Below are 15,654 nucleotides of genomic sequence, written 5' to 3'. Positions count from 1 at the left end.
AAAATGCCCTTGAGTTTAAGTATTAGAAATTTTTTAGAAAAAATGCCGGGAATAGGACGTTTCAGTTCAGTTGCTGCAGGGATAATTGATCGAGCCTATTTAAACTGGCCTAAAAGCTACCTTGGACAATTCCTCAGCTATCTTAAAACCCGGACGGTTTATGTTGGCTTATTTTTACCACTATCTTTTTTAGATATGCTGACCTCAGGCGCACTGGGGCTGCGTTATGCACTGGGTTCTTTTTTCACCAGTGACGAGCGCCAGGAGCGACGTTTAATAGAACAACAAAAATACAGTACTTTATTTAGCCGGAATCTTTATGCCTTGCTAGCATCGGTTGTTGGATTATTTTCACCTAAGCTTGTAATTTTTTATTTTACTCCCGACCGTAAAGATAAAGGTATTACCTCCGGTGGTGGTCTTCATCATGCGCCCAATGTTGAGATAAAACAACCTGAAACTATTGAAGAAGCACAGGAAATTTTTCTACAAGCGCGTCGAAGTGGTACAAAAATGATGCCTGTAGGAGCCGGAAGAAGCCAGGGGAAACAATATTTCCCTGAAGATGTAAAAGGTGGTATCGCTCTTGATCTTTCAAAACTCAATGAAGTTGAAATTAATTCGAAAGAAAAAACTGCCATTGTCGGTGCAGGCGCGACCTGGGCAGATATCCAACTTGAAGCTAACAAGCACCGACTGGCTCTGCAAGTCATGCAGGCTTCCAATGTATTTTCAGTTGGCGGTTCTATTGGAACGAACATTCATGGTTGGGACCACACAAAAGGAACCGTTTCAAATACCATTCTTTCGATGGATATTATCAACGGCAAAGGGGAACGGATCACATTAACTCCAGAAGACCCATTATTTGATAAAATCCCGGGAAGTCTGGGACTTTTGGCAACTGTTGTCAGTGTTACAATTCAGCTTACTGACAACGACCTATTGCACGAACGTGGTGTTGACGTGTCTCTCAAAGACTATGTCTCCTATTTCAGAGAAACGGTGCAGAAAGATCCCAACATCAAAATGCATTTATTTCGCCTTTCATTAGATCCCGATAAGCTGCTAGGCTCAGGTGTCGCAGTAAATTATGTGAAAGAAGATACGGCAAAGCCAATCGTAGCACCTCATTTAAGAAAGGAATCAGCACGAGGAACCCGATTTAACCAAATTATGGTGAATCTGGCTCGCCGTTTTGACTTCATCCGCAAAACTTATTGGGAATCGGAAAAAACACGCTTATTGGATAATGATAGTGCGCCAATGACTCGTAACGAGATTATGCAGCCTCCCATTAATGCAATGTTTAATCCTGCAGTAAGCGAAAGTGAATGGCTGCAGGAATTTTTTGTTCCAGAAGAAAACTTAGAGGCTTTCACCTTGGCATTAGGCCAGTTGCTGATGGACAATGACGTTATTTTACTGAATGCTTCCATCCGCTTTGTTCTAAAACACGATGCAGCCCCACTTTCTTATGCTCACGACGGCGATCGTTTTGCATTAGTGCTTTGTTTTAATCAGTCTCTGAGCGATGAAGATAAAATTTCAGTACAAAAATGGTTAAGGGAGGCGCAGGCACTGGCAGTGAAACATGGCGGGAGCTATTATCTCCCCTATCAGCATGTTTCCTCGCCTGAAGATTTTGAAAAATCCTATCCTTATGCTTCGGAACTTATTGAGCTTAAAAAGGAATATGATCCTGATAATTTGTTTGTTAGTGGATTCTTCCAAAAATACCTTGCAACAAAAAGCCCGGCGGTAAATCATTTTAAAGCCGTCATGGCAAACAAGGAAACCCAGAAGCGCTTTTCAGGCTTTTTAAATAATGTACTTCAGCGAATAGACAGCGATAAGCTAATCGCCTTAATGGATGACATCTTGAAATATAAGGATACCCATGAAGAAATCTATGAGGAATTATGCCGCAGATTGCCTGAAGTCAAGCCAGGAGCACTCACTGATTTCAGACGAGTACTAAACTCCCTTTCCAGCATTAAAACAGACTTGGGAGCTCAAGCGCAATCCTTGTTACCAGATGACATGACAACTATTGATGGCCTTGTTGAAATCGGCTATCCCGGGCGTTTTGTATCTGGGTTTAAGCAAAATAATCGTACCATCAAGGGGCAAATTGTTGCCTTTTATAAGGAACCCTCAATTACTGATTATATACAGACTGGTTTTCCAAGACCCTATCATCGCTTTGAAAAACTGAGATACAAGCATCCAACTCTTGCAAATCTCAAGGATAATAGCGCGGATGTTATAACCTGTTATGTAGGTTTACATCATTTCCCCGAAAAGGAATTGGATAAGTTCCTGATTGAGATACGCAGGGTACTCCGCAAAGATGGGCGGTTTTTACTGGTCGATCATGATGTGATTGATGACGAATCAATGAGTATGGCTCATATGGCACACACTATTTTCAATGCGGTTACCGGTGTTCCATTGCAGAAAGAAATCAGGGAAATCAGAAACTTTCAGCCAATGACGTACTGGAAAGAGCGCCTGGCTAAATGCGGGCTGGGTTATGCTGTTGAAGGGCCCGATGTTCCATTGATTCGCAATGGAGATCCAAGCCGCAATCGAATGGTTAGCTTTAAAAAAGCGTCTCCCAAATTAGAGCTGGTCAATTCAGCGACTCAAGATATGGTACAAGAGCCAACGGAAACCATAACTCCAAAGCCTTCATTAGAGATAAACAATGGGAGTTCAGAAATAAAAGCAGGCCAGTGGCGATCGAATGCACGCCCCTCCTCTTTGAATTCAGGACTCCCATTATTTGCTGATACGAGAATCGGTTTGCCAGGAGAGCAGGAACAAGCCCCTCAGAACGTGCCCGTTTCCAATCCACTTTGAGCACTCTCCTCCCCGCCCAGGCGGGGATCCATCTCTGGGCTCGCCGTCTGCGCGCGGAAGGCGTTGTTGCATAAGTGAAGAAGGGCACACAAAAACCGTCTTTGCGAGTGTAGCGAAGCAATCCATCCTTACTTTGTTCAGGTTTCGATCTGGGTTGCTTCACTTCGTTCGCAAAGACGACAGGCTAGTTGCTTAGCTATATAGGCGTTGGAAAAGTCAAAAAATCAGAGCAATTAGAATGCCATCAGATCTTTTTCTTTCTCAGAAAGGACATGATCAACCTCAACGATGTACTTGTCAGTGATTTTTTGAATCAGCTCACCAGCTCTTCGCTCATCATCTTCAGAGATTTGCTTTTCTTTAACCAGCTCCTTCAATTGATTATTAGCATCACGGCGCACGTTACGGATAGCCACTTTAGCCTGTTCTCCTTCACCCCGTACTACTTTAATCAATTCTTTTCGTCGTTCTTCAGTCAAAGGCGGCATGGGAACGCGGATTGCTGATCCAGCAGTAGCTGGGTTTAACCCTAAATCAGAGGTCAGAATTGCCTTCTCGACTACAGCCACCATTGATTTTTCCCAGGGAGTGACTAATAAAGTTCTTGAGTCACTGGCGGAGACATTGGCGACCTGGTTTAAGGGAGTGAGATTGCCGTAATAATCTACCTGGATATGATCCAGCAGACTGGCATTTGCTCTTCCGGTTCTGATTTTTGTCAATTCATGCTGCAATGACTCAACGGATTTTTTCATTCGTTTTTCAGCATCATTTTTGACATCATTAATCATTATTGGCTCCTACAATAGTTCCTACGCGTTCACCTGATACAATTTTTTTCAAGGCGCCCGGTGCAAACAAGTCGAACACCTGAAGCGGCATTCCATGATCCATACAAAGACAGATAGCTGTTGAGTCCATCACTTTTAAGCCATCGCTGAGCACTTGTCTGTAGCTTAAATAATCGTAGCGAGTGGCTTTTGGATTTATCATTGGATCATCATTGTAAATCCCATCAACTTTGGTTGCTTTTAATACAATATCAGCACCCACTTCTATCGCCCGTAAGCAGGCAGCAGAATCAGTTGTAAAAAATGGATTACCGGTTCCCGCAGCAAAAATCACGACATGGCCATTACGTAAATGGGTAATCGCTTTACGCCGGTGATAGGGATCAACAACACCTAACATAGGAATAGCAGACATGATTCTTGCAGGCATGTCAATACGTTCCAGTGCATCTCTCATTGCCAAAGCATTCATTACCGTGGCAAGCATGCCCATATGATCTCCGGTTACCCGGCCCAAACCCGCTTCAGACAATGCTTTCCCGCGAAAGAGATTTCCGCCGCCAATTACCAGGCCAACTTCAACTCCCATACGGATCAGTTCAGCCACATCATTCGCGATCAGGTCCAGCACTGAGGGGTCAATGCCGAACTGGGCCTTCCCCATCAGTGCTTCACCGCTGCATTTTAATAAAATGCGCTTATATTTTAACTGTAAGTGATTATCGCTCATCATTAATCACGAACCTGTGCCATCACTTCTTCAACAAAGTTGTCTTCTTTTTTCTCAATGCCTTCCCCTACTTCAAAGCGAAGGAACGCAATGACTTCAGCGCCTTTTTCTTTCAGCAGCTGACCCACTTTTACATTAGGATCTTTAACGAAAGGCTGGCCATTCAAGCTGACTTCATCAATGAATTTATTAATACGGCCTTCGATCATTTTGTCGATAATTTCCTGTGGCTTACCGCTTTCTCTGGCCTGAGCAGTAAAGATTTCGCGCTCATTTTCAATTGCCTCAGCAGAAACCTGATCACGGTTAACAACCATCGGGCGACTGGCAGCAATATGCATTGCGATGTCTTTTGCCAGTGCTTCGTCACCATTTTTCAGGGCTACCAGAACACCAATTCTTGAGCCATGCAAATAAGATCCAATCACACCATCGCAGGACATTCTTTCCATACGACGAATCTTGATGTTTTCACCAATCTTCGCAACCAACTCCTGGCGAGCCTGTTCGACGGTGCTGCCAGTATCTTTTAATGTCTCACCAGCAAGTGCAGCAACATCGGCGACAGAACTTTCCAGAGCTGTTGCAGCCACTTTTTCTGCAAAGCGGGTAAAGTTCTCATCTCTGGCAACGAAGTCAGTCTCACTGTTGATTTCCAGCATGACTGCGCTACGTCCGTCAGCAGAACGCGCAATCACAATAACACCTTCAGCAGCAATACGATCGGCTTTTTTGTCGGCTTTGGCCTGGCCTGCTTTTCTCATTTCAGAGATGGCCAATTCAATGTCACCATTGGTCGCGACCAGAAACTTTTTGCACTCCATCATTCCGGCGCCAGTTCTTTCACGTAACTTCATAACCAATGCAGCACTTATACTCATTTCAATTCTCCACATAGTAAAAAAGGGGTGCGCTGCAGACAAGTCATAAATCGACGTGAAGGTACTTCATATCCGATTTATGCTTGGACAACGCGCCCCTTTAGCAAAGTTAATTATTCACCTGCTTTTTCAGCTTCCTCGGCAGACGATACTTCCACGAATTCACTGCTTGCTATTCCACCTGTTGTGTTACCGCTTTTTGCATCTGCAATAGCATCGGCAACCACACGGACATAAATATCCACTGCACGCATGGAGTCATCATTACCTGGAATGACATAATCAATATTGTCTGGGCTGTTGTTAGTATCAACCACACCAATGACAGGAATTTTTAATCGACGGGCTTCTTCAACAGCGATGTGTTCAAATCCGACATCGACAACGAAGAGAGCATCAGGCAATCCGCCCATATCCTCGATACCGCCTAATCCACGCTCCAGTTTTTCCAGTTCGCGGCTTAACATCAGTGCTTCTTTCTTAATCATAGTTTCAAAAGCACCTTTGTCACGTAATTCTTTCAATTCTTTGAGTCTGAAAATTGACTGACGGACAGTTTTGTAGTTTGTCAGCATGCCGCCCAACCAGCGATGGTCAACATAAGGCATACCACAACGCTTTGCATGTTCACGAATGCTTTCCTGAGCCGCTCTTTTTGTACCGACAAACAGGATTTTAGCTTTGTTAGAAGCCAGACGGCCAACATAGTTGGCGACATCATTCAACATGGGCAGTGTTTTTTCCAGATTGATGATATGAATTTTGTTTCTTGAACCAAAAATATACTCAGACATTTTCGGGTTCCAAAAACGGGTTCTATGCCCAAAATGAGCGCCCGCTTCCAATAGTTCACGCATACTAACGTTATTCATTGTTTCTCCAAGGGTTATGCCTCCACGCTTCCCATAAAGCACCCCACATGGGGACCCCGCCTTACGTGACGAAACGTGTGTGTCGTTAAAAGCGCGCTAGTTATATCATATTTAGGCGCTTGCAGCAATCGTAATGAGTGATTACAGTTCGTTTGCCTGTTAATTATGGATATCAGTTTAATTGAATAACAAGAATTATTTTCATTTAGAGTCTATACTGGAAATTGGATAAAAATTAAAACAACAAGGAGAACACCATGTTCAAGAAAGTATTGCTGCCAATATTGTTTATCTCTGCCTCATTGGCCGCACCTGTCTATGCAGACAGCACCACTGCAACTGATCAGCCCGCCAGCTCGCAAGCTGCCAGCACTGATAGCGGCAAACTGTGCTCTCATGCGCAAAGATGGCAGGAAATGGTTCAGACTTTGCAATTGACTCAGGATCAGCAAGATAAAATCAAGGCGATTAAAGACAATGCCAAAAGCGCAATGAAAGCGAATTGGACACAAATGAAAAGTATTCGCGAAGAGATGAAGGCATTGGTGATGTCGCCTACTCTGGACCAGGGCAAACTGGATTCACTGATTCAGCAAAAAACGACTTTGATTGGCAACATGATGAAAACCAAAATCACCATGAAAAATCAAATTTATAACTTGCTGAATGATCAGCAAAAGCAGCAATACCAGACATTGATGACCCAATGGGAAACCAAAAAAAGAGAATTCTTTAAACAAATGGGCTGCTAGGACTTTACTGACCTGTCTGTCGTCACCCTTTCCTCTATGAAGGCAAAGAGTGACGGCAAAACACGCCTAAATCCATGATGTAGAAATTGAATTCTTATGCTACTATTTCAGTGAATATTCCGCTCTAACCGTTTTATGGACCTCTTATGCCTGTAAGCATTAAAACACCTGAAGAGATACAAAAAATGCGCATCGCCGGGAAACTGGCCGCTGATGTGCTGACCATGATCGAACCCTATGTAAAAGAAGGGGTTACCACTGATGAATTAAACACAATTTGTCATGACTATATTGTCAACGAGCAGCAGGCTATTCCTGCTCCCTTGGGATATAACGGTTTTCCAAAATCGATTTGCACTTCGATTAATCATGTCGTTTGCCATGGTATCCCCGGAAAAAAAGCCCTGAAAAACGGCGACATTATTAACATTGATGTCACAGTTATCCAGGACGGCTATCACGGTGACACCAGTAAAATGTTTTTTGTCGGACAGCCTTCGGTGAAAGCCCGTCATGTAGTCCAGGTTGCTTATGAGTGCTTATTTATTGGCATTGAACTGGTCAGACCTGGTGTTCGCCTGGGCGATATTGGATACGCTATTCAGCAACATGCTGAAAAAAACCGTTGCTCGGTTGTGCGGGACTATTGCGGACATGGGATTGGCCGTGTGTTTCACGAGGACCCGCAGGTGCTGCATTACGGAACCCCTGATACCGGAGAAATATTACGAGCGGGCATGACATTCACCATTGAGCCCATGGTAAATATTGGTAAGCATCACACTCGTTTACTGCCGGACCAATGGACGGTTGTGACGAAAGATCACAGCCTGTCAGCTCAGTGGGAGCATACCCTGCTGGTCACCGATGACGGGGTAGAAATCCTGACGCTTCGTGATGAAGAACGCTAATCCGGTTCTTAAACAAACGTTAAAACAGTTCAGGGAAGAGCTGTGTAATGAATTTTATCAAAAAGCCAATATTGGTCATCTTACCCGAAAGCTGGTCAAATTCATTGATCAGAGCCTGATAGGCTTATTCTATAAGAACAAGCTTCATTTGAGTAATCAGTTTTGCCTGGTTGCACTTGGCAGCTATGGAAGACGAGAGTTACTATTGCATTCTGATATTGATCTCTTGTTATTGCATTCAGAAAAATTATCTAAAATTGAGATTCAACGCGCTCAATCCTTCATTCAGGAATGCTGGGATGCAGGACTGAATATCAGTCATCAGATTACGACAGTTGAAGCCTGTGCGCAACTCGCACAAAAAGATCTGACAGTTATCTCCAGCATACTCGACGTGCATTTACTTTGCGGTAAAAGCAGTCTGATGGAGGAATTACAATATAAAACCCATCCGCTGCACATGTGGCCTAGCGAAGATTACTTTCTGGCCAAAATGCAGGAGCAGCAGACACGTTATAAAAAATATGGCGAAACCGAATATAATCTCGAGCCGAATGTTAAACATGGTCCTGGAGCTCTTCGTGACTTGCAAATGCTCTTATGTATTGGAAAACGGCATTATGGTATTAAAAAATTGGCCGACGGCATTAGCTGTGGCTTCTTTACTGATAAGGAATATGAAGAATTAATCAACTGTCAGCATTTCCTCTGGCGCGTTCGCTTTGCCCTGCATGCCATAACCGGCAAACAGGAAGAACGGCTTCTTTTTGATCATCAGCTTAAGTTGGCCACCCTTTTCAATTTCACCGACAATTCTCACTCACTCGGAATTGAGCAGTTCATGAAGGCGTACTTCACCGTAATTAAGCGTAATCGTGAATTAAACGAAATGCTGTTTCAATGGTTTTCGGAAGCCATTGTGCATCATGAAAAGCAGCGGATTCAGCGCCTGGATAATTATTTTCAATTATCCAATAATTTTATTGAAATTCGTCATACCCGTGTTTTTATCCAGCATCCTCAGGCGCTAATCAGCCTTTTTCTGTGGATTGCCAAAAAACCGGATATCCTGGGGGTCAGGGCCAGCACCATAAGACTAATCCGCCAGCAGCTTTATCTGATGAACAGACGGTTTAAACTTACGAAAAGCGTCACTTCGGCTTTTATGGCGATTTTCAGGGAAGGAATGAATCCATTTGAAGCCCTGCAGCACATGAATCGCTATGGGGTACTGGGCCATTATCTCGATTGTTTTGCCGCAGTTACGGGGCAGATGCAGTATGATCTTTTTCATGTGTATACAGTCGATCAGCATACCCTCTACGTTATTCGCAATATTGTTCGGTTTCTCAATCCATTTTATTCGCAAAAATTTCCGCTGGCCGCCTCGGTAATGTCTTCCATTAAGAAAAAGGAAATCATTTATTTAGCTGCCTTTTTTCATGACATCGCCAAAGGCCGCGGAGGCGATCATTCCGATTTGGGAGCACTTGAAGCAAATCAGTTTGCCATCAACCACAATCTGGATGACGATGATCGGGAGCTGCTGATATGGCTTGTACAAAATCACTTGCTGATGTCGCAAACGGCTCAACGCCAGGATATCTATGATCCCAAGACCATCCAGGATTTTAGCAGCAAACTTCCAAGCCTCCATTACCTCGACTATTTATATCTTTTAACTGTGGCGGATATCTGTGGAACGAATCCTTCTTTATGGAACAGCTGGAAGGATACTCTGCTAAAAGAGTTATATAAAGCCAGTAAACAGGCATTACTGGAAACCAGCGCTTTTGCCAATGAATCTGCTTTAATTGAATCGCGCAAACAACAGGCTTTGGAAATTCTTATTGCTGATAAAATTCTTCCTGCCCGCGCTCAAAGAATATGGGAAAATTTTCAGGGTATTTATTTTTTGCATGAATCCCCCAAAATAATTGCCAAGCACACTAAAGCAATCCTTGATTGTAAGGAGTATCCACTGGTCATGATCCTTCCACATCACAGTGAGGGGGGAACAGAGGTGTTCATTTATATGCCTCACCACGACGAGCGCTTTACAATTACCACCACGGTGTTAAGCAATCATCATACAACCATACAGGAAGCAACGATTCTGAGCTGTAAGAATGAATTTGATTTGGATACCTATATTATCCTTGATGAACAACATCAGGCACTTTTTGATAAGGAAAAAACTGATCTCATCCAGCAGGCATTAGTTGAACAATTGGCAAAAGCCAACGAAATTCCGTCGATTTCCAAACGCAGAATTACGCGCACTATGGCTCATTTCAAGTTGCCTCCACAGATAAGCTTTAGTGAAGAAAATCATCTTACACATACCCGATTGTTTTTGATAGCCACCGACCGGCCAGGCTTACTCGCTCATGTAAGCCGTATTTTCACCCGCCTGGGCATACTATTGCACGGTGCAAAAATTGCCACCGCAGGCGAGCGAGTTGAGGATACCTTCTATGTCTCAAGTCACAGCAGTAATCATTTGACGCTTCGAGAAAAAGAGCGCTTGAAGGAACTGCTGATGAAAGAGTTAGCTTAATCATATTAACGCATTGAACAATCATCTGAAGAACGGGGCTGTTTCCTTGAGTCTGGCTGTTCCAGGGCAGCTCGCGCTGAGGTGCTGAACAGGTGATTTCGATTAAGCGTCAGCATACCCTCAGAGGACGGACTTGAAGAAGATGTGCTTGAAGAAGACATGTTAGATAAAGTGAATGACGAAGAGGTGCTGGTGGAGGTCAAGGGGCTTAGCACTCGCAGCAAACTCTCATGCTGTGCTTTAAGATTATTCAGATTTTCCATCACTTGCTTAAGGCTGCTTCTGATTTTTTTATTCTCACGTTTTAACTCATCCATTTCTTTATCAAGTTTTCTTTTTTCTGCAGGTTTGGGAGCGAATAATTTTGAGTATTCCTCTCCTAAAGAGTCTTTGAAGCCCTGAAGAATAGACCAGGTAGAAGTGGGTGCCAATCCCGCCTCATTTAGCGTGGGAAGTGCATGGGATGATGACTCCGATTCTGGTAAAAGCGATGGTTTACATTTTTCCAGCATACTCTTGAAATACACAACTCTCCAGCGCTGGCTTACCAAACGCTTAATCTGGTAGTATTTTTCGTTCTTATCATTAAAATAGGAATCCTTCACCTCACCTTTCTTCAGTGACTCTTTAAGTTCATAGGAAATGCCTTTCTCAGCTTCTATAAATTGATTAACGAGAATTATAGCGATTCGCTCATTGACCATTTCTCCAGGCTTAACCTGCGTATTTGCATGGGCCAATAAAGTTTTTGCGTCATCTTCCGTATATTTCTTTTTCAAAGCTGCAAAAAATTTACCCATTTTATCTGAAAGATCTTTTTTAATATAAATATCTAATGTTTCAACTGGCTCTGATGTGAAGGGCATATATAACATCCTATGGTGAATAATTTTGCATAATGTGGCAAAATATACCACAGATGTAGTTATTTTGATCGTTTATTCAAAAAATTTATGTTTCGCCTTTTTATACCAATCGATGGAATCGCTTCTGATTAAGCGCATTCTTAGTTTGAGCTGGTTAATTGATTTAGACAGTTTAACTGTCATAATAGTTCGAATCCATAAGCATCACTTAGCTTGTCACAAGGATAATATGAATCATCAGGGATTGAGTAAATGGCAATTGACTGCCATCATTATTGGAAATGTACTAGAGTGGTATGATTTTGTAGTTTTCTCTTTTATGCTGGTTTTTATATCCAGGCTATTTTTTCCTTCTCAGGATCCGCTAAGCTCCCTTCTCTCCACTACCGCGACATTTGGCATCAGCTTTTGCCTGCGCCCGCTGGGAGGCGTTATTTTTGGATTATTTGCTGATCGCTACGGCTCGAAATCAGCGATGCTGGTGATTATCGGTTTAATGGCTTTCGCGACATTTCTAATCGTCTGTACCCCCACTTATCGAGATATTGGTATTTACGCTACTTATATCTTAATTATTGCCCGTATGCTGCAAGGTCTGGCAACCAGTGGCGAGTTTGGAACAGCAATCAATCTTCTTATCCGGATGGCTCCAGAAAAAGAGCGTTACTTTTATTCCTCCTGGCAGATGTTTGGTCAACTGCTGGCGCTGGCCATGGGAACAGTTGTCGGCTTATTGATGACTGTATATTTCACAACAGAAACTATCGAAAACTGGGCCTGGCGTTTACCCTTTTTGCTTGGCTTACTGATTATGCCGGTTGGAATATTATTAAGAAAAACGTTCAAGCATTCTGCGAGCTCCCTTATCGAAAAGAATGCTTTAAATCCAAAATTTTATGATCTGGCTCCTTTCAATGTCATCTGCGGAATGGGCTTGGTTGCCGGAGCGTCAGTTCCTCTTTATCTGATTATTAATTACATGCCCACTTATGCCCATTTATATCTGCATTTTTCTCTGAATGAAGCTTATTTCTGTTGTTTCATCGGACTATGCGCAGGTTTAATCAGTGTCTTTTTTGGAGGTAAGCTGGCTGATCGCATCGACCCTGTGAAACTGGCGATCTTATCCTTGTCAGGTCAATTGATACTGGCATTTCCTCTTTATAGTTATCTGATGCTTATTCATCAGACCGCATTATTTGCGCTGATTCAAATCATCATGACTGCTCTGATGGGATTTTACCTGGCGAGTTTTGCACCAATGATTGCTGATTTATTTCCTGAATTTATACAAACAACGGGGATTTCCGTCAGCTACAACTTCAGCGTAATGCTCTTTGGAGGCTTCGCCCCTTTTATTGTTACCTGGCTGATTCAAAGCACCGGCAGCCCGCTTGCCATGCTTGCTTATTTAATGACTGGTCTATCATTAGCTCTCATTGTTTGTTTATCAAAAGTAATGATTAAATCTCAAATGCTGGCTTCAAGCGCTTCAGGCTAAATCCTTGGGCGCATATTTCTTACATTTCCTAATTTTTCAGTAACTCCTTAGGTACGTCATCCTGAGCGTAGCGAAGGATCTCAAACTGCTTAGAGCTGAGCCAGATTCAGGAGATCCTTCACTACGTTCAGGATGACGTTGAGACGATTTTATTGAATTAAAATCAAACTCATCCACACCTGGAGAGTTACATTTTTCAAATAATTTTTTAATCAGTTTGCCCTTTTTATCATCTCATGGTAAAAACTCTTTTTTCGATTTATCTATTCATTTATGCGCCCTTTTTTTTTTCGTAAATCCGCAAACATCATTCTTTTGATGGGAGGACCTGCAACTGGAAAAACCACTGTGGCAAAACACTTTCCGGAGTTTCCTCATATTTCGACTGGCGATCTGTTCAGAAGGCACTTACAGAATGATCATGCCAAGGGAGTGGAGTTAAAATGTCTTATGAACAAGGGCGGATTACTTCCCGATCAGATAGTATTTAAAGCACTTTTAGCACAGCCCTGTCTTTGGAAAAGCAATACAGTATTCCTCGATGGATTCCCGAGAAATCCCGGACAATTGGACTATTTCCTTAAATACTTTGGACAGCCCACCGCCCTGATTTATTTAAATGCCAAAGAAAGTACCATGGTAAAAAATCTGATGGAGCGCGGACGTCCTGATGATAATAAAGAGGCGATACAGGAAAGAATTGATTATTTTAAATCCACAACGCAACCCATGATTAACTCTTTGTTAAAGACGCGAATTAATTCCCTGATATTAGATGGAGATGCAGATCCTTTCGACTTAGTCCTGGAAAACATGAGAACATTTTTGATACAAAAAAGCTTCATCCCGAGAGACTTGAGCCTCAATTCGCTGTAGACAGTTTCTCGATTTAAGGGAGAGTCGACTGTTTTCGTTTTCCTTTAAAGAACTGGCTGAGCAAGTCCGAGCATTCCTGCTGTAAAATGCCTTCATCTATCTTTAAATGATGATTTAGAAAGTCCAAAGCTGGAATATTAAGCAGAGTTCCGGCAGCTCCGGCTTTGAAGTCACGGCTGGCAAAAACCAGCCTGTCAATACGCGCATGAACAGCGGCCGCTGCGCACATACAACAGGGTTCGAGAGTGACATACAGTGTAGTATGATTCAAACGGTAGTTTTTCATTATCCGGGCAGCCTGACGCAGAACAACAATCTCCGCGTGTGCACAGGGATCATTATCAGCGATTACTCGATTATGACCCGATGCCAGGAGCTGGCCTTCTGCCGATACCAGAACGGCTCCCACAGGCACCTCACCCGTAGTCTGGGCAAGCCTGGCCTGTTCATAGGCTTGCCACATCCAGTAACGGTCTTTATTCCCACTCAATGGTGGCTGGCGGTTTGCCGGAGATGTCATAAGTTACTCTTGAAACCCCTGCTACTTCATTGATAATACGGTTGGAAACCTTGGCAAGAAACTCCCAGGGTAAATGCGCCCAATGTGCAGTCATAAAATCAATGGTTTCCACCGCTCTCAAACAAATTACAAAATCATAACGGCGCCCATCCCCCATCACTCCTACACTTTTGACGGGTAAAAAGACAGCAAAAGCCTGGCTGACTTTGTGATACAGATTTTCGCGATGCAATTCCTCTATAAAAATAGCATCCGCTTGTCGCAAGATGTCTGCATATTCTTTTTTTATAGCACCTAATATCCGCACACCAAGCCCAGGGCCGGGAAAGGGATGACGGAAAACCATATCATGAGGCAGTCCTAATTCAAGGCCAACTTTACGTACTTCATCTTTAAAAAGCTCACGAATGGGCTCAATAAGCCTGAGATTCAGAGTTTCAGGAAGTCCACCCACATTATGATGTGATTTGATAACAACAGAAGCCCCTTTGGTTGCAGCTGATTCAATGACATCAGGATAAATAGTACCCTGTGCAAGCCATTTCACACCTGGAATGCGGCTTGCCTCGTCATCAAATACTTCAATAAACGTACGGCCAATAATTTTTCGTTTTTTCTCAGGACAATCAACCCCTTCCAACGCCTGTAAAAACCGCTCTTCCGCATTGACAGCGATAACTCGAATGCCCATGTGTCTGGCAAACATAGCCATCACCTGCTCGGACTCGTTTAAGCGCAGCAATCCCGTATCGACAAACACACACGTCAGCTGATCACCAATCGCTTTGTGGAGTAAAGCAGCGACAACTGAAGAATCCACTCCGCCAGAAAGGCCAAGCAATACCTCATCATTGCCCACTTTTTCGCGAATCACATCAATTGATCGCTCTATAATATTACCAGGAGTCCAATCCGAACTGGCCTGACAAATTTCCAGTACAAAACGTTTTAAAATTCTTAAGCCCTGCAACGTATGGGTGACTTCCGGATGAAATTGCAGCCCATACCAATGCCTGGATTCGTCAGCCATACCGGCAATTGGCGCATTGCTGGTTTCACAGATCACTTCAAACCCGGGAGGAAGACGGCTCACCTTATCTCCATGACTCATCCAGACATCCAGTAAGGCATCACCATTCTCTGTCGTTCTGTCCTCAATATTACTGAGCAGTTGGCTATGGCCATGCAAACGTAATTCAGCATAGCCATATTCACGTAGTGAAGAGGATTGAACCTCTCCCCCCAGTTGAGCTGCCATCGTTTGCATTCCATAGCAAATGCCCAATAAAGGCAGATTACAATCATAAACCCAGGAAGGCGCAGAAGGCGTTTCTACTTCAGTAACGGTAGACGGTCCACCGGAAAGAATCAGGCCACAGGGAGATAATTTCAAAAACTCATCCTGCGACAAATCATAGGGGTGAATTTCACAATACACGCCTATCTCGCGGACTCGGCGGGCGATAAGCTGGGTGTACTGTGAACCAAAATCGAGAATGAGAATAGGTTGTCGTTTAATAGAACTCATT

At 43.3% G+C, this 15,654-nt stretch carries 13 protein-coding genes; 6 read left to right on the top strand and 7 right to left on the bottom strand.

The genetic code is table 11. The features are described 5' to 3' along the window. The first annotated feature begins 3 nt into the window (after positions 1–3). Complete coding sequence (locus tag LXA66_RS07460; protein ID WP_233012628.1) at positions 4–2,865, top strand: FAD-binding protein; 2,862 nt, start codon at positions 4–6, stop codon at positions 2,863–2,865. 233 nt (positions 2,866–3,098) lie between these two features. On the opposite strand, the gene frr is transcribed toward LXA66_RS07460, so the two are convergent. The 4 genes from frr to rpsB form a co-directional block, all read right to left on the bottom strand. Then, a complete protein-coding gene (gene frr / locus LXA66_RS07455; RefSeq protein ID WP_233012627.1) occupies positions 3,099–3,656 on the bottom strand; it encodes a ribosome recycling factor in 558 nt (185 codons plus the stop codon). Further along, on the bottom strand, positions 3,649–4,389 hold the full coding sequence (gene pyrH / locus LXA66_RS07450) for a UMP kinase (RefSeq protein ID WP_058506705.1): 741 nt from the start codon (positions 4,387–4,389) through the stop codon (positions 3,649–3,651). The genes frr and pyrH overlap by 8 nt, the downstream gene beginning before the upstream one ends. Next, complete coding sequence (gene tsf, locus LXA66_RS07445) at positions 4,389–5,267, bottom strand: translation elongation factor Ts (RefSeq protein ID WP_112217976.1); 879 nt, start codon at positions 5,265–5,267, stop codon at positions 4,389–4,391. Before tsf ends, pyrH begins: the two co-directional genes overlap by 1 nt. Before the next feature lie 113 nt (positions 5,268–5,380). Beyond that, on the bottom strand, positions 5,381–6,139 hold the full coding sequence (gene rpsB, locus LXA66_RS07440) for a 30S ribosomal protein S2 (RefSeq protein WP_233012626.1): 759 nt from the start codon (positions 6,137–6,139) through the stop codon (positions 5,381–5,383). A gap of 257 nt (positions 6,140–6,396) precedes the next feature. On the opposite strand from rpsB, the gene LXA66_RS07435 reads away from it, so the two are divergent. From LXA66_RS07435 to glnD, 3 genes are all read left to right on the top strand, one after another. Then, entirely contained in the window at positions 6,397–6,891 is a 495-nt protein-coding gene (locus tag LXA66_RS07435; RefSeq protein ID WP_233012625.1) for a Spy/CpxP family protein refolding chaperone, read from the top strand. 146 nt (positions 6,892–7,037) lie between these two features. After that, the gene (gene map, locus LXA66_RS07430; RefSeq protein ID WP_112217979.1) at positions 7,038–7,802 is read left to right on the top strand and encodes a type I methionyl aminopeptidase; all 765 of its coding nucleotides are present in this window, start codon (positions 7,038–7,040) and stop codon (positions 7,800–7,802) included. Further along, positions 7,789–10,362 carry a [protein-PII] uridylyltransferase gene (gene glnD / locus LXA66_RS07425; protein ID WP_233012624.1) on the top strand — a complete coding sequence of 858 codons (2,574 nt, stop codon included), beginning with the start codon at positions 7,789–7,791 and terminating at the stop codon, positions 10,360–10,362. The genes map and glnD overlap by 14 nt, the downstream gene beginning before the upstream one ends. Before the next feature lie 5 nt (positions 10,363–10,367). Here the strand turns inward: glnD and LXA66_RS07420 are convergent, their stop codons facing one another. Continuing rightward, entirely contained in the window at positions 10,368–11,228 is an 861-nt protein-coding gene (locus LXA66_RS07420; RefSeq protein ID WP_233012623.1) for a hypothetical protein, read from the bottom strand. 229 nt (positions 11,229–11,457) lie between these two features. Here LXA66_RS07420 and LXA66_RS07415 point away from each other — a divergent pair, with 229 nt between their 5' ends. Together LXA66_RS07415 and LXA66_RS07410 are read left to right on the top strand one after the other, a co-directional pair. Next, positions 11,458–12,729, top strand: a complete 1,272-nt coding sequence (locus tag LXA66_RS07415; RefSeq protein ID WP_233012622.1) for an MFS transporter — start codon at positions 11,458–11,460, stop codon at positions 12,727–12,729. 273 nt (positions 12,730–13,002) lie between these two features. Next, positions 13,003–13,605, top strand: coding sequence for a nucleoside monophosphate kinase (locus LXA66_RS07410; RefSeq protein WP_370637211.1), 603 nt, complete (start codon positions 13,003–13,005; stop codon positions 13,603–13,605). Positions 13,606–13,618: 13 nt separating this feature from the next. On the opposite strand, the gene tadA is transcribed toward LXA66_RS07410, so the two are convergent. Both tadA and guaA read right to left on the bottom strand, forming a co-directional pair. Next, positions 13,619–14,125, bottom strand: a complete 507-nt coding sequence (gene tadA / locus LXA66_RS07405; protein ID WP_233012620.1) for a tRNA adenosine(34) deaminase TadA — start codon at positions 14,123–14,125, stop codon at positions 13,619–13,621. Then, positions 14,082–15,653: a glutamine-hydrolyzing GMP synthase gene (gene guaA, locus LXA66_RS07400; RefSeq protein WP_233012619.1), complete on the bottom strand. Its 1,572-nt coding sequence runs from the start codon at positions 15,651–15,653 to the stop codon at positions 14,082–14,084. Before guaA ends, tadA begins: the two co-directional genes overlap by 44 nt. Between the last annotated feature and the right edge of the window lies 1 nt (position 15,654).

Origin of the sequence: Legionella sp. 16cNR16C (assembly GCF_021297775.1) — a bacterium.
Classification (GTDB): domain Bacteria; phylum Pseudomonadota; class Gammaproteobacteria; order Legionellales; family Legionellaceae; genus Legionella_C; species Legionella_C quinlivanii_A.
The sequence above is the reverse complement of the archived record's forward strand: the minus strand, read 5'-3'. Positions and strand labels throughout refer to the sequence as shown.